This window comes from Streptomyces sp. MH60 (genome assembly GCF_002939385.1).
Classification (GTDB): Bacteria; Actinomycetota; Actinomycetes; order Streptomycetales; family Streptomycetaceae; genus Streptomyces.
Window position 1 is genome coordinate 33,759 of sequence record NZ_MULI01000050.1, and the last position, 18,169, is coordinate 51,927.

General features: G+C 73.8%; 17 protein-coding genes. 5 read left to right on the plus strand and 12 right to left on the minus strand.

The features are described from left to right. Window positions 1-15 precede the first annotated feature (15 nt). From BZZ08_RS26030 to BZZ08_RS26070, 9 genes are all read right to left on the minus strand, one after another. Window positions 16-1,113, minus strand: a complete 1,098-nt coding sequence (locus BZZ08_RS26030) for a zinc-binding dehydrogenase (RefSeq protein WP_104634677.1) — start codon at window positions 1,111-1,113, stop codon at window positions 16-18. Window positions 1,114-1,134: 21 nt separating this feature from the next. After that, window positions 1,135-2,523 (minus strand): aldehyde dehydrogenase family protein, encoded by a 1,389-nt coding sequence (locus BZZ08_RS26035; protein WP_104634678.1) that lies wholly within the window; start codon window positions 2,521-2,523, stop codon window positions 1,135-1,137. A gap of 122 nt (window positions 2,524-2,645) precedes the next feature. After that, entirely contained in the window at window positions 2,646-3,983 is a 1,338-nt protein-coding gene (locus BZZ08_RS26040; protein ID WP_104634679.1) for an ABC transporter ATP-binding protein, read from the minus strand. A gap of 222 nt (window positions 3,984-4,205) precedes the next feature. Beyond that, entirely contained in the window at window positions 4,206-4,403 is a 198-nt protein-coding gene (locus tag BZZ08_RS26045) for a hypothetical protein (RefSeq protein WP_104634680.1), read from the minus strand. Then, the gene (locus BZZ08_RS26050; RefSeq protein ID WP_104634681.1) at window positions 4,400-5,665 is read right to left on the minus strand and encodes an MFS transporter; all 1,266 of its coding nucleotides are present in this window, start codon (window positions 5,663-5,665) and stop codon (window positions 4,400-4,402) included. Before BZZ08_RS26050 ends, BZZ08_RS26045 begins: the two co-directional genes overlap by 4 nt. A 31-nt stretch (window positions 5,666-5,696) precedes the next feature. Then, entirely contained in the window at window positions 5,697-7,139 is a 1,443-nt protein-coding gene (locus tag BZZ08_RS26055; RefSeq protein WP_104634682.1) for a CitMHS family transporter, read from the minus strand. Window positions 7,140-7,262: 123 nt separating this feature from the next. Further along, window positions 7,263-9,506 carry a molybdopterin-dependent oxidoreductase gene (locus BZZ08_RS26060; RefSeq protein WP_104634683.1) on the minus strand — a complete coding sequence of 748 codons (2,244 nt, stop codon included), beginning with the start codon at window positions 9,504-9,506 and terminating at the stop codon, window positions 7,263-7,265. A gap of 158 nt (window positions 9,507-9,664) precedes the next feature. Continuing rightward, entirely contained in the window at window positions 9,665-10,282 is a 618-nt protein-coding gene (locus tag BZZ08_RS26065) for a TetR/AcrR family transcriptional regulator (protein ID WP_104634684.1), read from the minus strand. 103 nt (window positions 10,283-10,385) lie between these two features. After that, entirely contained in the window at window positions 10,386-10,955 is a 570-nt protein-coding gene (locus tag BZZ08_RS26070) for a hypothetical protein (protein WP_104634685.1), read from the minus strand. Between the two features lie 188 nt (window positions 10,956-11,143). On the opposite strand from BZZ08_RS26070, the gene hmgA reads away from it, so the two are divergent. From hmgA to BZZ08_RS26085, 3 genes are read left to right on the plus strand one after another with little or no spacing between them, the layout of a single operon-like run. Then, window positions 11,144-12,469, plus strand: coding sequence for a homogentisate 1,2-dioxygenase (gene hmgA / locus BZZ08_RS26075; RefSeq protein WP_104634686.1), 1,326 nt, complete (start codon window positions 11,144-11,146; stop codon window positions 12,467-12,469). A gap of 27 nt (window positions 12,470-12,496) precedes the next feature. Then, entirely contained in the window at window positions 12,497-13,246 is a 750-nt protein-coding gene (locus BZZ08_RS26080) for a GntR family transcriptional regulator (protein WP_104634687.1), read from the plus strand. Window positions 13,247-13,268: 22 nt separating this feature from the next. Further along, window positions 13,269-14,429, plus strand: coding sequence for a type ISP restriction/modification enzyme (locus BZZ08_RS26085; RefSeq protein WP_198601701.1), 1,161 nt, complete (start codon window positions 13,269-13,271; stop codon window positions 14,427-14,429). A 25-nt stretch (window positions 14,430-14,454) separates the two neighbouring features. Here BZZ08_RS26085 and BZZ08_RS26090 read toward each other — a convergent pair whose 3' ends face one another. After that, window positions 14,455-15,159 carry a TetR/AcrR family transcriptional regulator gene (locus BZZ08_RS26090; RefSeq protein WP_104634688.1) on the minus strand — a complete coding sequence of 235 codons (705 nt, stop codon included), beginning with the start codon at window positions 15,157-15,159 and terminating at the stop codon, window positions 14,455-14,457. 63 nt (window positions 15,160-15,222) lie between these two features. Here BZZ08_RS26090 and BZZ08_RS26095 point away from each other — a divergent pair, with 63 nt between their 5' ends. Both BZZ08_RS26095 and BZZ08_RS26100 read left to right on the plus strand, forming a co-directional pair. Next, window positions 15,223-16,203 (plus strand): ATP-binding cassette domain-containing protein, encoded by a 981-nt coding sequence (locus BZZ08_RS26095; RefSeq protein WP_104634689.1) that lies wholly within the window; start codon window positions 15,223-15,225, stop codon window positions 16,201-16,203. Then, a complete protein-coding gene (locus tag BZZ08_RS26100; protein ID WP_104634690.1) occupies window positions 16,200-17,015 on the plus strand; it encodes an ABC transporter permease in 816 nt (271 codons plus the stop codon). The genes BZZ08_RS26095 and BZZ08_RS26100 overlap by 4 nt, the downstream gene beginning before the upstream one ends. 221 nt (window positions 17,016-17,236) lie before the next feature. On the opposite strand, the gene BZZ08_RS26105 is transcribed toward BZZ08_RS26100, so the two are convergent. After that, window positions 17,237-17,506, minus strand: a complete 270-nt coding sequence (locus BZZ08_RS26105) for a hypothetical protein (protein WP_003977105.1) — start codon at window positions 17,504-17,506, stop codon at window positions 17,237-17,239. 115 nt (window positions 17,507-17,621) lie between these two features. Then, window positions 17,622-18,169, minus strand: a 548-nt coding sequence (locus tag BZZ08_RS26110) for an anti-sigma factor (protein WP_104634696.1), incomplete at its 5' end; no start/stop codon positions are given.

Below are 18,169 nucleotides of genomic sequence, written 5' to 3' on the forward strand. Positions count from 1 at the left end.
GGGCCGACCGGGAGGCTAGAAGACCACCAGGGCCCGTCCGCCCTTGCCTGCCAGCATGTTCTCGAAGGCCGCCGGGATGCCGTCGAGGGCGATGCGTTCGGTGACCAGGGCGCTGAGGTCGAGGCGGCCGGCGCGGGCGTGTTCGGCGAGGACCGGGAGGTCGCGGGCGGGGTCGGCGTTGCCGTAGACGCAGCCGGACAGGGTGCGGCCCCAGTGGAAGATCTCCAGGGCGTTGAAGGTGACCTGCTGGTCCTTGCCGCCGATGCCGACGACCGTGGTGCGGCCGCCCCGCCGGGTGGACTCCCAGGCCGTGCGGATGGTGACCGCGCGGCCCACGCACTCCACGGCGACGTCGACGCCCTGCTTGGCGGTGAGGGCGCGGATCTCGCGGGCGGTGGTGTCGGAGGCGATGAGGTAGTCGGTGGCGCCCGCGGCGCGGGCCAGCTCCTCCTTCTCGGCGGACACGTCGACCGCGACGATCTTCGACGCGCCCGCGATCCGGGCCGCCTGGAGGGTGGCGAGGCCCACTCCCCCGACGCCGAAGACCGCGACCGTCTCGCCCTCGCGGACCTTCGCCGAGTGGTGGACGGCGCCGTAGCCGGTGAGGACGGCGCAGCCGAGGAGCGCCGCCTCGGTGAGGGGGATGCCCTCGGGGGCGGGCAGGACGCAGCCCGCGGCCACCACCGTCTCCTCGGCGAACGCGGCGACGTTCAGGCCGGGGTGCAGGTCGGTGCCGTCGTCGGCGCGGCGGGCGTGCACGTCGGCGGCGCCGGCCAGGGCGTTGGCGCACAGCCAGACCTCGCCGAGCGAGCAGGCGTGGCAGGCGCCGCAGGACGGGGCCCAGTTGAGGACGACCGCGTCGCCGGGCGCGACGTGGGTGACGCCCTCGCCGACGGCGACGACGGTGCCGGCGCCCTCGTGGCCGAGGACGGCGGGCAGCGGCACGCGCATGGTGCCGTTGGACAGGGACAGGTCGGAGTGGCAGACCCCGGCGGCGGCGAGCCGCACCCGGACCCGGCCGGGGCCGGGCTCGGGCAGCTCGATCCCGGTGACCTCCAGGGGGGCGCCTGCGGCGGGTACGACGGCGGCACGGACTGCGGTACGGACGGCCATGAGGTGGGGCTCCCCTGCGGGCTAGAACTGGAGGGACTTGGTCTGGAGGTACTCGGCCAGGCCGTGCGCGCCCAGTTCGCGGCCCACGCCGGACTGCTTGTAGCCGCCGAAGGGCGCCAGCGGGTTGAACCGGCCGCCGTTGATGTCGACCTGCCCGGTGTCCATCCGGCGGGCGAAGGCGACCGCCTCGGCCTCGTCCCCGGCCCAGACGGCACCGGCGAGGCCGTAGACCGTGCCGTTGGCGATCCGCAGGGCGTCGTCCTCGTCCTCGTAGCGCAGGACGGACAGGACAGGACCGAAGATCTCCTCCTGGGCGATGGTCATCTCCTCCGTCACGTCGGCGAAGACCGTCGGGCTGACGAAGTACCCCTGCTCGCGCGGGGCTTCGGGGCCGCCCGCGACCAGGCGCGCGCCCTCGGCGACGCCCTTGTCGATGTAACCGCGCACCCGGTCCCGCTGCCTGGCGTTGACGACGGGGCCGATCCGGTCGCCGTACTTCGCGGCGGCCCCGGCGGCGAGCGACACCGCCTCGTCGTACTGGTCGCGGTGGACCAGCATGCGGGTCCAGGCGCTGCACGTCTGGCCGGAGTTGGACATGACGTTGGCGACACCGACGTTGACGGCCTTGGCCAGGTCGGCGCTCGGGAGGATCACGTTGGCGGACTTGCCGCCGAGTTCGAGGGCGACCTTCTTGACGGCGGCGCCCGCGGTGGCACCGATCCGGCGGCCGACGGCGGTGGAGCCGGTGAAGGAGACCAGGTCCACGCCGGGGTGTTCGGCGAGCGCCTGCCCGGCGACCGGACCGAGGCCGGTGACCAGGTTGAAGACGCCCGCCGGGACGCCCGCCTCGTGCACCGCCTCGGCGAAGAGCTGCGCGATGAGCGGGGTGTCCTCGGCGGGCTTGAGCACCAGGGTGCAGCCGGCCGCGAGCGCCGGGGCGGCCTTGGCGACGATCTGGTGGAGCGGGTAGTTCCAGGGGGTGATGGCGCCGACCACGCCGACCGGCTCGTGGTGGACCACGGAGTTGCCGACCTTCTCCTCGAAGGCGTGGGTCGCCGCCAGCTCGGCGTAGGACCCGGCGACCGCGATCGGGGCGCCGGCGTGCACGGCCTGGGAGAACTTCAGCGGGGAGCCCAGTTCGGCGGTGACCGTCTCGGCGATCTCGTCCTTGCGGGCCGCCAGGACGTCCCGCAGGGCGCCCAGGCGCGCGGCCCGTTCGGCGGGCGGGGTGGCGGCCCAGCCCGGCAGGGCGGCGCGGGCGGCCCGTACGGCGCTGTCGACGTCCAGGGCGTTGCCGGCGGGGACGCGGCCGATCACCTGCTCGTCGGCCGGGTTCACGACCTCGATCGTGTCCCGGCCGTCGGCGGGGCGCCAGGCTCCGTCGATGTACATGCCGTCGTGTGCCTTCATCGCGTTCCTTCCGGGCGGGCCTCGTCGTCCGACCCCAAACTAGCGCCGTTAGTTTTACGGCACCAGGGGCTCTCACGATGGTGGCGCGGCTCACCCTCCCGGACGGCGCGGGCTGGGCGGACTCACTCCTCCAGGCCGGGCAGCCGTGCCGGGGCGGGGCAGATGCGGTCGCCGTGCTGGTCGAAGACGAACAGGTGGGCGAGATCGACGAGGAGGGGCACCTGCATGCCGTGCCGGAGGTCGATGTCGGGGGTGGTCCGGACGATGAGGTCGCCGGGGAGGCGGCCGTCGGGCGGGGTGACCGCGGGTCCGGGCTCCTCCGGTTCGTCCATGACGACCACCGGCCCGGCGCGCAGGGCCCCCGCCCGCTCCCGCAGCCGGTCCAGGACCGTGCCGTCGCGGCGGCGGCGCCCGGCCGGCCGGGTGACGGGGCGCGGGGCCTCCAGGTCGGGCACGACGGCCGGCTGCGAACCGGTGTTGAAGTGCACGAGGATTTCGTGCCCCTGGAACTCGACGTGCTCCACCAGCCCGGTGAGCAGCACCTCGCCGGGGCGGGCGGCGGAGGGTTTCGCGATCCGGACGGCCTCCGAGCGCAGGCCCACGATCACCTCGCGGCCCTGCTGGACGCGGAGCAACTGGTGGTCCAGCGAGAGCGGTTCGGGCAGGCGCAGGAACTGCTTGCCCAGGCTGATGGTCATCGCCCCGTCGAGCGGCGCCCGCACGAGGCCGCGCAGCAGGTTGATGCGCGGGGTGCCGATGAAGGCGGCGACGAAGACGTTGCGGGGCAGGGCGTAGACGGCGCGCGGGGTGTCCACCTGCTGGAGGACCCCGCCACGCAGGACGGCGACCCGGTCGCCCAGTGACATGGCCTCGGACTGGTCGTGGGTGACGTAGATCGTGGTGACGCCCAGCTCCCGGGTCAGCCTGGTGATCTCGGCGCGCAGGTGGTTGCGGAGCTTGGCGTCGAGGTTGGACAGCGGCTCGTCCATCAGGAAGGCGGTGGGGTGGCGGGCGATGGCCCGGCCCATCGCGACCCGCTGGCGTTCACCGCCGGACAGCTGCGCGGGGAGCCGGTCGAGGAGGTCCTCGATGCCCAGCATGCGGGCGGTGGCGTCCACGCGGGGACGCGGATCGGTCTGCGGGTCCTCGACGCGCAGCGGGAAGCCGATGTTCCCGCGGGTGGTCATGTTGGGGTACAGGGCGAAGTTCTGGAAGACCATCGCCATGCGCCGTTCGGCGGGGAGCAGGTCGTTGGCGTACGCGCCGTCCAGCGTCAGCTCGCCCTCGGTGATCTCCTCCAGTCCGGCGATCATGCGCAGCACGGTCGACTTGCCGCAGCCGGAGGGGCCGAGCAGGACGAGGAACTCGCCCGGCGCGATGTCCAGCGACAGCCGGTCCACCACGCGGACGCCTCGCGCGTAGGTCTTGCTCACGTCGTGCAGGGAGATGGCGCGTGTCATGGAGGTGCCCCCGGGGGCTCACTGGGCTCTGGTGCTCCGCGGTCGGACGCCCTCGTGCGGGTCGTACGGGGCGTGTGAGTCACGGAAGTTAACGGACCGTGCCCGGCCGGGGGAAGACGCTGGACCACAACTCGGCACGAACGTCCATCTGGTGAGAAAGCGGACGCCCGGATTCAGGGCGCGCGGCGTCTCATACGGTGATCGCGTCGAGCCGTCGAGCGGTCAGCCGTCCGCGTCGCCGCCCCGGCCGCGGTTGCCGCCGGAGCGGCCCGACGCGCGCACCAGTTCGCCCGCCGCGAGGGTCGCGCGCGCCACCGCGCGCGTCCAGGGCGGGCCGCCGCGGGACGCCCAGATGACGCAGGCGCAGCCGACGACCACGAGGAGGAGGACTACGGACAACAGGAGGAGGATCACGCTCATCCCTTCGCTTCCCGGCACGGCCGGCTGTCACCGGCCCGGTCCGGGCCGTCCTGCCCCACCGCCCCGCGCCGGTGGTCGGCCGTCAGGTCGCCCGCACCGGTCGACGGCGAGCGCAGGGCGACGCCCGAGGAGAGCAGGAGCAGCGCGCCCAGCATCACGAACGGCGCGGCCACCCCCGCGACGCCCGCGATCAGGCCCGCGGCGGCGGGTGCGGCGACCTGGCCGAGGCGGTTGCCGGTCAGGCGCAGGGCGAGGGCCGTGGAGCGCGCCTCGTCGGGGGCCGCCTGGACGACCGTGGTCATGGACAGCGGCTGGCCGACGCCCAGGCAGAAGCCGAGGACGGCCAGCATCAGCGCGAGCGCCCAGACCGGCACCGGCAGCGCGACCCCGGCGCACAGCAGGGCGGCCAGCAGACACGTGACCGTGAGCAGCACCGTGCGGCCGAGCAGCCGCAGCAGGGGCGTCAGCACGAGCCGGCAGGCGATCGTGGCGGCGGCCCGCAGGCTGAGCAGGACGCCGATCACGGCCGGGGAGATCCCCCGGTGCTCACCGACCACCGGCAGGTAGGCGGTGAGGATGTCGGTCGCGGAGAGCACGGAGAGGCTGATCAGGATGCCCGCGGGCACGCCCCGGGCGCGCAGGATGCTCCCCACGGGGACGCGCGCGCCCCGTTCCGCACCGGACTCGGCGGCTCCGGGGTGCTCTATGCGCCACAGGGAGGTGAAGGCGACCGCCGCGCCCGCGCCCGCCACCATCAGGGCCAGCGCGCTGCTGCCGCCCATGTCGGGGCCCCCGATCAGCGCGCCCGCGGCGATGGGGCCGATGAGCTGGCCGAGCGAGGCGCCGATGGTGAAGTGGCCGAAGTTGCGGTCCTGTTCGTGCGGCGCGGACTGGCGGGCGACCAGTGACTGGGCGCCGATGACGAAGCAGAGGTGCCCGAGGCCCATGACGCCGCTCCACAGGGCCATCGTCCACAGGGACCCGGCGACGCCGCTCAGCGCGCAGCCCCCGGCGATGAGCACCACCCCGACGGGCAGCAGCGGCGCACAGCGGCCGTGGTCGGTGCGGCGGCCCAGCGGAACGGCGGCGAACAGCGGCAACAGGGCGTACACCCCGGCGATGACGCCGACGGCCCGTTCGTCGGCGCCCAGCGCGAGGGCCCGGTAGGAGACGGCGGGCCGGGCCATCGACACCGCCCCCTGCGCGAAGCCGAAGGCGATGACGAGGCGGAGCAGCCAGCCGCGGTTCCCACCGGGCGCCATGATCGTGTCCCTTCCCGAGGATCTCCGACGGTCAGATGATGCCGAACAGGATGCCCGCCGCGAGGATCACCAGGCTCGTCAGGACGGCCCACTTCACCACGAACCGCGTGTGGTCGCCGAACTCGACCTTGGCCATGCCGACCAGGACGTACACGGCCGGGACGAGCGGGCTGGACATGTGCAGCGGCTGGCCGACGATCGAGGCGCGGGCGATCTCCAGGGTCGACACCCCGTGCGCCTGACCGGCCTCCGCGAGCACCGGCAGGACGCCGAAGTAGAAGCCGTCGTTCGACATGAAGTAGGTGAGCGGCAGGCTCAGCAGGCCGGTGACCAGGCCCATGTGCGGGCCCATGCCGTCGGGGATGGTGTCCACGAGCCAGTTGGCCATGTGGTCGACCATGCCGGTGCCGGTGAGGACGCCGGTGAAGACGGCGGCGGCGAAGACCATGCCGGAGACGTTCAGGACGTTGTCGGCGTGAGCCGCGACGCGGGCCTTCTGGTCGGGGATGTGCGGGAAGTTGACCGTGAGGGCGAGCGCGGCGCCGATCAGGAAGAGCACCGGGATCGGCAGCAGCTCCATGATCATGGCGGTGAGCAGCCCGACCGTGAGCAGCGCGTTGAACCAGTACAGCTTGGGACGCAGCGTGGCCCGGTGGGGGTCGAGGCCCTTGAAGTCGTCCTCGGTCTCCTCGCCCCGGCCGTCGGAACGGGCCGAGCCGTCCGCCCCGCCGTGAGCGCTGCCGCCACCGGAACCGGAACGCGCACCGGACGCACCGGCACCCGCACCCGCACCGACCAGCACCGTCTCGCTCTCCGGCACCGACTCGGACTCCCGGCCCAGCGCCTCGTCCAGCGACAGCGTGCCCAGCCGCCGGCGCTCGCGCAGACCGAGCACGTACGCGAGGACGACGACCGCGACGAGGCCGACGGCCAGGGCCGGGATCATCGGGACGAAGATGTCGGTGGCGTCGACCTTCAGCGCGGTGGCGGCGCGGGCGGTGGGGCCACCCCAGGGCAGTGTGTTCATCACACCGTTGGCCATCGCCGCGACGCCGGTCATCACGACCAGGCTCATCTTGAGCCGCTTGTACAGCGGATACATCGCCGAGACCGTGATCATGAAGGTGGTGGAGCCGTCACCGTCCAGCGAGACGATCGCGGCGAGCAGCGCCGTGCCGACGACGATGCGCATCGGGTCGGCCTTGCAGAACTTCAGGATGGCCCGGACGATCGGGTCGAAGAGCCCGACGTCGATCATCACACCGAAGTAGACGATCGCGAACATGAGCATCGCCGCGGTGGGGGCGAGGCTGGACACGCCGTCGATGACGTAGTCGCCGAGATGGGCGCCCTTGCCGACGAGCACGCAGAACAGCGCGGGAATCAGCACGAGCGCCGCGATCGGCGACATCTTCTTCATCATGATCAGGACCAGGAAGGTCGCGATCATGGCGAAGCCGAGGATGGTCAGCATGAGTGAGTACCTAACGTTCGCCCTTGAACATCCCACCGGGGCAGGCGGTGCGAGCGACGTTAGGTGGCGCGAGGGAGCGTTAACAAGACGTTGACATGCGAGCAATAAGCGCAGAACTCCAGGTCACAGCTCTGCGCCGGTCAGTGGCGTGAGCGTGACGGGTACGCCGTTGAGGACGGCGTTGCCCGAGAGCGGGTCGAGCGTGCCGCCGTCGAGGAGCTGGTTGACGTTGGCGCCGGGATCGGCGGCGGCGTGCGTCTGGCGGGTGCCGGGCCGGTCGTGGCCCCAGCCGTGCGGGATGCTGACCACGCCGGGCCGGACGCTGTCGGTGACCTCGGCGGGGACGGTCACCGCTCCCCCGGGCCCCGTCACGCGCACCGGTTGCGCGGCGCGCACACCCAGCCGTTCGGCGTCCTCGGGATGCACGTGCAGGGTGCAGCGGTTGGAGCCGCCGGTCAGGGCGGGGACGTTGTGCATCCAGCTGTTGTTGGAGCGCAGGTGGCGGCGGCCGACCAGGACGAGCCCGGCGGCTCGTTCGGCGCGGGCCCGCACGAGGCGCGGCAGGTCGGCGGCGATCGGGCCCGGCAGCAGCTCCACCTTGCCGCTGCGGGTCTTCAGCGGCTGCGGCAGGCGCGGGCGCAGCGGGCCGAGGTCGATGCCGTGCGGGTGGGCGAGGAGGCGTTCCAGGGTCAGTCCGTCCGGTCGGGCGCCGAAGCCGTCGCCGTAGGGGCCGAGGCGGAGCATCAGGTCCAGGCGCCGCTCGGGACCGTTCTCACCGGTCAGTTGTGCGGTGAGTGCGCCGGGGTCGCGGCCGTGCACGGGTGAGTGCGGCTCCCGTACGGCCTTGGCGAGGGACTGCTCGATCACCAGGGCGTCCACGGCGGCGGGGTCGGTGCCGTGCGCGCCGGTGACGGCCAGGGTGAGCCGGGCGAGGATCTCCGACTCGGCCATCCTGCCGGGCTCCAGCGGGACGGCGGGGCGGGTGTAGCGGACCTGGTTGCGCACGGCGAGGGTGTTGAAGGCGAAGTCGTGGTGCGGGCTCTGGGCCGGCGGGGGCGGCGGCAGGACGACGTGGGCGTGCCGCGAGGTCTCGTTGAGGTAGGGGTCGACGCTCACCATGAAGTCGAGGGAGCCCAGCGCCTTGTCGAGCCGGTCGCCGTCGGGCGCGGACAGGACCGGGTTGGCGGCGACGGTGAGCAGCGCGCGGACCGGTTCGCCGGTGCCGGTGGCGGTGTCGATCTCCTCGGCGAGGGCGGACAGCGGCAGCTCGCCCTTCGCCTCGGGGTGTCCGCTCACCCGGGAGTGCCAGCGGCCGAGCGCGAACCCGCGGCCGGGTCCGGCGGGGCGCGGGGTCCGGTCGGTGGCGGCCTGCGGGAAGAGCGCGCCGCCGGGCCGGTCGAGGTTGCCGGTGAGGATGTTGAGGACGTCCACGAGCCAGCTGGCGAGGGTGCCGTGCGGGACGGTGCAGCTGCCGATGCGGCCGTAGACGGCGGCGGTGGGGGCGGCGGCGAGTTCCCGGGCGAGCGCGCGGGTCACGTCCGGTGCCACGTCGCAGGCGGCGGCGACGGACTCGGGGGTGAAGTCGCGCACGGCGTCCCGGACTTCGCCGACCCCCTCGACGTGCGGGGCGAGCGCGCCGAGGTCGACCAGGTCCTCCTCGTACAGCACGTGGGCCACCGCGGCCAGCAGCAGCGCGTCGGTGCCGGGGCGGATCGCCACGTGCCGGTCGGCGAGCTTCGCGGTGCGGGTGCGGCGCGGGTCGATGACCGTGAGGGTGGCGCCGCGGGCCTTCAGGGCCTTGAGCCGGCCGGGGAAGTCGGGGGCGGTGCACAGACTGCCGTTGGACTCCAGCGGGTTGGCGCCGATCAGGAGCAGGTGGCCGGTGCGGTCGAGGTCGGGCACCGGGATGGCGTTCGCGTCGCCGAAGAGCAGTCCGCTGGAGACGTGCTTGGGCATCTGGTCGAGGGTGGACGCGGTGAAGAGGCTGCGGCTGCCGAGGGCGCCGAGCAGGACGTTCGGGTAGAGGGCGCCGGCCACGGTGTGGACGTTGGGGTTGCCGAGGACCACGCCGACGGAGTGCGGCCCGTACCGCTCGACGAGGGGCCGGACGCCGGCGGCGACCGCGTCGAACGCCTCCTCCCAGGTGGCCTCGCGCAGGGCACCGTCCCTGCGCACCAGGGGCGCGCGCAGCCGGTCGGGGTCGGAGTCGACGGCCCCGAAGGAGGCGCCCTTGGGGCAGATGAAACCGCGGCTGAAGACGTCGTCCCGGTCGCCGCGGGCGGCGGTGACCGTGGTGCCGTCGACGGTGAGGGCCAGGCCGCAGGTGGCCTCGCACAGGGGGCAGATTCGCAGGGCGGTGCGGGGCACGGGTCCTCCCGGAAGGCGGCGGTCCGCTCTGGGCGGCGGTCCGCTCTGATCGGCGGTGGCGCTCTCTGCCCGGCGAGCATACCGACCGGTAGGCATGGTGGGGAGGGGGCGGGCGAACGGCGGCAGGGGCGGGCGGACGGTCGTGCCGCTCCGCCGCGTCAGTCGAGTACCCGACCGAGATAGGCCCGCAGCAGCTCCCGGGCCTCCTCGATGATCTTCTCGTCCCCGTCCGGTGCGACCCGGAAGGCGAGTTGCACGAGGGTGTCGGCGGTCTCCACGGCGACGAGGAAGACGCGGCGCAGGTCGTCGTCGGGGCGGCGGCCCAGGTGGCCGGAGAGCAGTTCGGTGAGCCGCTCGGCGACGCGGTGGTTGGGGACGGCGTGGCGGTCGCCGACCGGTATCTGGTTGCCGAAGTCGATCAAGGAGAAGCCGGGCGCGGTCCGCTTCATCGCCAGGTACTCGTCGAGTACGGCGTCCAGCGCACCGCGCCAGCCGCCGTCGCCCGCCTCCGTCAGCCGGTCGGTCACGCGCTCCGCGTAGCGCTCCAGATTGCGCTGGGCCAGGGCGTCGGCCATCTGCCGCTTGTTGCCGAAGAAGCGGTACACGGACCCGATGGGGACGTCCGCGCGCTGCGCCACGGCCCGGGTGCTCAGGGCGTCGTAGCCCACCTCGTCGAGGAGGTCGGCGCAGGCGTCGAGGATCCGGGTCAGCCGTTCGGCGCTGCGCCGCTGCACGGGGGCACGGCGGAGCGGGGTCGCGTGGGACACGGTCCTCATGATGCCCTCCCGGCCCGGACGGGTGAACCGTGACCTCCGGTACCGCCGGGGGCACCGCCCGGCCCCGGCGTCCCGGCGCACCCGGTGGGCACGGCGGCCCCGCTCACCGGTCCGCCGCCGGTTCGGTGACCGTCAGCCCCTCGACCTCCTCCGGCCGCGTCGCGCCGGTCGGCTCGGCGTCCGACGCCGTGACGTCCGCCGTGCTCTCGACGGGCTCGCCGTCGACGGCCCAGACGGTGTCGTCGTCGGCGTACAGGCGGACCGTGACCTGGTGCGTGCCGCGCGGGACCAGGCCGGCGGGGATGCGGTAGTGGGGGCCGCGCAGGCGGGTGAGGAGGTCGCCGTCGAGGAAGAGGTGGGCGACGCCGCGGCCGGCCACCGCCTTCGCCTCCGCGTCGTCCGGCGAGAACCGGAAGTCGCGGACGGTCAGGCGGACGTCCCAGCTGTCGTCGGCCTCGGGCTGCACCTCGATCCCGACCTCGGGGGCGTGCTCGGCCTCCGCCTCCCGGTAGCGCCGGCCCTCCTCGTCGGTGGCGTCGATCAGCTTGCCCACCGGCGTGGCCGCATCACCGGCCTTCGGTTCCTCCACGTCACCGGAGCCGCAGCCCGCCGATCCCGTCAACAGCAGGACACAGACCGCGAGCACGGCGAGCACTCCCCGCGTCCACGACATGACGCGAGACTAGAACACGGGTCCGACACTCCGGATCCCCCGGGGGTCTGGTTCCGGTCATCCTCACGGCGTACGCCCGAGAAGGCGCGGAGCGGGGAAGTCCTCTTGTGCCCCCTTGCGCGCGGGAAACCGCAATCCTACGGTGTGCCATAGGAATCGGCCGGGAACGGATTGCGAGGGAGCGATCGATGAGCGGGGACGCGCGGAAGACCGCGGAGGGGCTGGCCTATCTGTCCGGTTTCGGCAACGAGCACAGCTCGGAGGCCGTGGCCGGAGCGCTGCCCGAGGGCCGGAACTCGCCGCAGCGGGCGCCGCTGGGCCTGTACGCGGAGCAGTTGAGCGGCACGGCCTTCACGGAGCCGAGGGCGCGCAACCGGCGCTCCTGGCTGTACCGGATCCGTCCGTCGGCCGCGCACCCGGCGTTCACCCGCGCCGGCAACGGCGCCCTCCGCACGGCGCCCTTCAACCAGGCCGTGCCCGACCCGAACCGGCTGCGGTGGAACCCGCTGCCCCACCCCGGGCCCGCCACGGACTTCGTCGCGGGGCTGTGGACGCTCGGCGGCAACGGCGACGCGACCCAGCGCACCGGCATGGCCGTGCACCTCTACCACGCGACGGCGTCCATGGAGCGCGTCTTCAGCGACGCGGACGGCGAGCTGCTGATCGTCCCGGAACGCGGCGGACTGCTGCTGCGCACCGAGTTCGGGCTGCTGCACGCCGAGCCGGGCCATGTGGCACTGGTCCCGCGCGGGGTCCGCTTCCGCGTGGAGCTGCTGGACGAGGACGCCCGCGGTTACGTCTGCGAGAACTACGGCGCCCCCTTCCAGCTCCCCGACCTGGGCCCGATCGGCGCCAACGGCCTCGCCAACGCCCGGGACTTCCGCGCACCGGTCGCCGCCTACGAGGACGACGAGAGCGCGCCGGGCCCGGTGGAGGTGGTCAACAAGTTCTGCGGCAACCTCTGGACCGCCGAGTACGACCACTCCCCGCTGGACGTCGTCGCCTGGCACGGCAACCACGTGCCGTACGTCTACGACCTGCGCCGCTTCAACGTCATGGGCACCATCTCGTACGACCACCCGGACCCGTCGATCTTCACGGTGCTCACCTCCCCGTCGGACACGCCGGGCCTGGCGGGCGTGGACTTCGTGGTCTTCGCGCCGCGCTGGCTGGTGGGCGAGGACACCTTCCGGCCGCCGTACTTCCACCGGAACGTGATGAGCGAGTACATGGGCCTGATCGAGGGCGCCTACGACGCCAAAGCGGAAGGCTTTGTACCGGGCGGCGGCTCGCTGCACAACATGATGTCCGCGCACGGCCCGGACCGGGAGACCTTCGACCGGGCGAGCGCCGCCGAGCTGAAGCCGCAGCGGATCGACGACGGACTGGCGTTCATGTTCGAGACCCGGTGGCCGGTGACCCTCACCCCCCAGGCGGCCCGCGGCGAGCACCTGCAACCCCGCTACGACGACGTCTGGCAGGGCCTGGAGCGGCACTTCCGCCCCTTGCACTGAGGATTCCCCTACCGGTACGGATGGCCCGTGACCTCCTTCGCCCCGGACTCCATCGTCCTGAACCGCAAGCTGCCGCTCTGGTACCAGGTGTCGCAGTCGCTGCGCGCCTCGATACTCGGCCGCTCGCCCCGGGACCCGCTGCGCCTGCCCACCGAGGAGCAGTTGGCCGGGCACTACGGGGTGAGCGTGCTGACCATGCGGCAGGCGCTGAAGGAGCTGGAGGACGAGGGGCTGATCACCCGCCACCGCCGGCGGGGCACGTTCATCGAGCCGCACGCCCGGCGGGGCGCCCCGGTGCGGCTGCTCGGCTCGGTGGACGCGATCGTGGCGCAGCAGTCCGGCATGAAGGCGGAACTGCTGGACCACGGCACCGCCGCCGTGCCCCCCGAACTCGCCGAGTTCTTCCCGGAGATGGCGGAGGTGGCGACGTACCACCGGCTGCGCTGCGACGAGAAGACGGGCGAGCCGACCAACCACGCCCGCAACTACGTCCGTCCCGAACTGGCCGGGCGGATCGACGTGGACGACCTCGCCCGGTGGCCGATGACCAAGGTGCTGCGGGACGTGGTGGGCATGGACATCAGCCGGATCACGGACACCGTGGAGGCCCGGCTGGCGGACCCGGAGACGGCGCGGCTGCTCGAAGTCCCGCTGCTCAGCCCGATCCTGCACTACACGGGCATCACCTACGACACCGCGGGACGGGTCCTCGACGTGGCCGTCATCCACTACCGGGGCGACCGCTTCTCCTTCACGGTCACCCTGGATGCCACGTGAGGCCCTGGTGCCCCGTCGTACGATGCCCGGCGTGACGCACGACGACGCCCCGCCGCTGGCGGACCTCATGCCGTGGTCCGTCGCACCGCCGCGGCTCGGCCGGGGGTGGCCGACGGCTCCCGACGCGGCGTCCCTCAAGGCCCGCTGGGACACCCTGCTGAAGGCCGAGGGACCCGGCCGGGCGACCCTGTTCGAGCCGACCCGCTCGCGCACGCCGCACTCGGCGGTCGGACGGCTGCCGGGCGGCGCCGGGGGCACCGAGCGGCTGGCGCGCGCCGCGGGGCCGTGTCCCGAGCCGGTCCGGGTGCTGCGGGCGCCGTTCGACGAGCAGTGGCTGATCCCCGACCACCGGCTGATCGACGCGGCCCGTCCGGAGCTGTGGCGGGTGGCGGACGAGCGGCAGGTGTTCGTCGTGGAGGTGCCCGACGCCGCCGGAGGGCCGCTGCTCCTCACGACCTCGCTGCTGCCGCTGTTCGGCCCGGCCCGCGTCCGCCCCCTGCACCGGCGCCCCGGCGGCGCGGAGCCCAACCTCGCCCCGGGCCTCCTGGACCACCTGGCCGCCCGCCTCGGCCTGCGCCCCGGCCCGCTGGACGTGCTCGCCTGGTCGGTGGCGGCCGTGCGGCCCGGCTCGCTGGTCCCGCTCACCGCGGACCCCGCGCTGTGGGAACGCGGGGTCGAACTGGGCCGGCGGGCCCTGTGGCTGATGCGCCGCGACGGGGAGCGCCCCAAGCTGCCCGGCGGCCGCCGCCCGTACGTCCGCGCCCCGCTGCCCCCGCGCCCGCTGACCCTGCGCTACGACCGGGACGAGGAGGCCCTGTTCCTGGACGAGGGCCGGGTCTCCCCCGTGCCGCCCGGCGCCTGGGACTTCGAGGCGGGCGGGGTGCGGGTGCTGGAGCAGTGGTTCGCGGCCCGCACGGCCGAGGGCGAGCCGGGCACGCTCAACGCGATCCGTCCGGCCGGCTGGCCGCAGACATGGACGTCGGAACTGCTGGAGCTGATCACGGTGCTGGCCCTGCTCGCCGAAGTACGGGACCGGTGCCGCGAGTTGGCGGTCACCGACCGGATCAGCGCGGACGAGCTGCGCGAGGCGGGCGTCCTGCCGGTGCCGGCGTCGGCCCGTCGGCCGGCCTCCGTCCTGGACGACCGGGAGGAGGGGCCGGAGGGGCAGCTGGCGCTGCTGTGATCCCCGGCGGAGTCGGGGCCCCCGCTCAGGCGAACCCGTCAAGGACCCGCGTCAGCGCCCGCTCGAAGACCCCCTCCAGGTCGATCGGCCCCGCGTCCTCGGCGAAGGACGCCGCCAGCCGCGGGTAGGCGCCGCTCGCGACCTGCCGGCCGAGGTAGGAGATGCGGGCCGCGTTCTCCTGCTCCGCGGACCACGGCAGCGAGCGGGTGCGTTCGGCGGTGGCGATCTCGTTGCCGACGTACGTCGTCACCACGCCGTTCACCATCGCGACCAGCTCCATCTTGGTGCCGTAGGGCGCCTCGAAGGGGTCCAGGCAGGCCAGGCAGTGCTCCAGGTAGCGCAGGGCGTTGGGGCTGAAGCCGTAGACGGGGGACATCAGGCGGGGCAGCCAGGTGTGGCGGTGCATCAGGGCGCGGGTCTGGTGGGCGACCCGGATCATGTCCGCGCGCCAGTCGCCGCTCGGTTCCCACAGCTCGTGCTCGCCGCTGACCGCGTCCATCATCAGCTCGTACAGGTCCTCCTTGCGGGGGACGTAGTTGTAGAGCGACATGGTGCCGCAGCCCAGCTCGCCGGCGACGCGGCGCATCGAGACCGCGTCCAGGCCCTCGGCGTCGGCGATCCGCACCGCGGCGGCGGCGATGTCGGCGCGGGAGTACGCCGGTCTCGGCCCCCGCCCGGTGCGCTCGGGGCGCGACCAGATCACTTCGGGTACGGCCGCTCGGCCCGCCATCGTGCATCACCTCGGCCACCATCCTAGTTACGTACACCGTACGTAGTGCGCTATGGTCGACGCATGACTACTACGTACGCTGTACTTAGTGAAGGTCTGGAGAAGCGCTTCGGCACCGTGCGCGCGCTGCGCGGCCTGGATCTCGCGGTGGCCGAGGGCACGGTCTGCGGGCTGCTCGGGCCGAACGGGGCGGGCAAGACCACGGCGGTCCGGCTGCTGACGACGCTGCTGCGGCCGGATGCTGGGTCGGCCCGGGTCGCCGGACACGACCTGGTGCGCGAGGCCGCCGCGGTCCGGCGCCGGATCGGGGTGACCGGGCAGTACGCGTCGGTCGACGGGGACCTCACCGGACGGCAGAACCTGCGGCTGTTCGCCCGGCTGCACCGGGTGCGGGACGCGGCGGCGCGGGCCGACGAACTGCTCGACCGCTTCGGCCTGGCCGACGCCGCCGACCGGCCCGCCTCCACCCTGTCCGGCGGCCTGCGGCGCCGCCTCGACCTGGCCGCGAGCCTCGTGCGCCGCCCCGACGTGCTGTTCCTGGACGAACCGACCACCGGGCTCGACCCGGCCAGCCGCAACCGCATCTGGGAGGCCGTGCGCGCCCTGAAGGCGGAGGGCACCACCGTGCTGCTCACCACGCAGTACCTGGAGGAGGCCGACCGTCTGGCCGACGACATCGCCCTGGTGGACCGGGGCCGGGTGGCGCACACCGGGTCGCCGGCCGAACTCAAGGCGCTGGTGGGGGCGTACGCGGAGGCGGTCGTCGCGGACGCGGCCGCCCTGGGGCGGGCGGCGGCGGTCCTGGACCGGCTGACCGGTGCCGAGCCGGCCCTGGACCACGAGCGGCGCACCGTCGGCGCCGTCAGCACCGATCCGACGCTGACCCTGCCCCGCCTGGTGCGCGAACTCGACGCGGCGGGCGTGCCCCTGGCGGACGCGCGCCTGCGACCGCCGACCCTCGACGACGTCTTCCTCCGCCTGACCGACGGCGGCGACAGCGACAACAGCAACGACAGCGACGACGGCAAGGAGCTGGTGGCATGAGCACGGTGACGACGGGGTCGTACGACTCGGCGTACGGACTGGCGCACGACGGGGCGGCCATGCTGGGCCGCCAGTTGCGGCGGGTCCGGAACAACCCGGGCCTGCTGATCCTCACCCAGACCATGCCGATCACGATGCTGCTGTTCTTCGGCTACGTCTTCGGCAGCGCGCTGGCGATGCCGGGCGAGGAGTACCGGGCCTTCCTGGTGCCGGGCCTGCTGGTCGCCACGGCGGCGAACGGCATCATGACCGGCATGTTCCAGGCCGCCCAGGACATCCACCGGGGCGTGACGGACCGCCTGCGGACACTGCCGGTGAACCGGGCCGCCGTGCCGCTCGGGCAGTCGGTCGCCGACGTGCTCGTGACGGCCGCCGGGACGGTGCCGCTGCTGCTCGTCGGGCTCGCGGTGGGCTGGCGGGTGGCGGGCGGCGCGCTCGGCGCGGTGGCCGCGCTGGGGCTGTTGCTGCTGTTCCGGTTCGCGACGACGTGGATCGGGATCTTCCTGGGGCTGCTCACCCGCAGCGAGGAGGCCGCCGGTCAACTGGGCGGCGCGACCTTCATCCTTCCGCTGCTGTCCAACGCGTACATCCCGACCGAGGGACTGCCGGGCTGGCTGCGCACGGTCGCGGAGTGGAACCCGATCAGCGCGGTGACCACGGCGCTGCGGGACCTCTTCGGCAACGCGCCCGTGCCGGAGGGGGCCGCCTGGCCGGTGACGCATCCCGTCGCCGGGTCGCTGGCCTGGTGCGCGGTGCTGCTCGCGGTGTTCGTCCCGCTCGCCGTGCGCCGGTACGCGCACGGGGGTCGCTGAACGAGCCGGGGCGCGTCACCGCCGGTGGGGAGAGGGCGGGACGTGCACGCGGAAGCGGGGAACGGGAACGTGCCACACGCGTACGGGTCGGACGTACGGAGTCGGGTGTACCGGGAACGACCCGCGCTCGGGAGCACACCGGAGCGCCACTGCGTGCCGTGGGGATGACGGACGAGTGCAGCGGCGCCGCGCCGGGAGGTGTGACCTCCGGAGCGCGGGCCTCAGTTGCCGCCGAACAGCGAGCGCCGCAGTCGGCGCAGCGGCGCGAACAGCGAGACCCGGCGCACCCTGGCGCCCCTGTTGCTGCGCTTGTGCGCGGGTTCACGCGCGGTCAGCTCACGCATCAGCGACGTCGCCTCCACGGTCTCCCGCGGCGGGAGGGCAGGCCCTCCGAGTACCGCGAGATGACGGTCGAGGCGCGAGCTGGTCGCGCTGCTCCCGCAGGTGATGGCAGGGACCCTTGCCCTGCTGCGCACTGTTATCTGTTCCATGTCACTCCCCACCCGTACGAGTCCACCCGGCCCGGGCAGGGTAACCCTATCGCCCCGGTACGGCATGCGTGTATCGCGGTCACAGGATTCACCTTCCCCGTAAGGGGGTTGACGATTACTCTCCGAATCCGACAGATTCCAGGGCGAGTTGGACGACCGGCGCACTCGTCGGCAGGTCCGACCCTCCGCCGGGTTCGACCGTCACCGCGAGTGACATCGCGGAGCGGCCGAGTCCGGAGGCGATCAGGGGCGTGTCGCCGTCGAAGAGCCCGAGGGAGCGCGGCTCGGCGCCGGGGCGCACCAGCCACAGTTGGCGCACGCGGTCGCCCGGCGGCTCGCCGTACCCGCTGAGGGTCACCACCGCGCGCCCCTCGGAGGCGGAGGCGACCACCGCGACACCGCGGCCGCGACCGTCCGCACCGCGCGTCGCACGGGCGTCCGGAGCGGCGAGAACGTGGGCGATCTCACGTGTCCGGTCGCGTGCGGCGTCCAGCTCGTCCTGGGTGTGCTGGGCCCGCACGGCGAAGAGCGAGGCGACCACGAGCGCCGCGGCGGCCGTCACCGTGGCAAACGGCACGAGCAGGGGCCGCGGCCGGGCCCCGCGGGAGCGCCCGGCCGCGGACCGGCCGCACCACATCCGGGCCGGCGGCCGCAGGGGGGGCC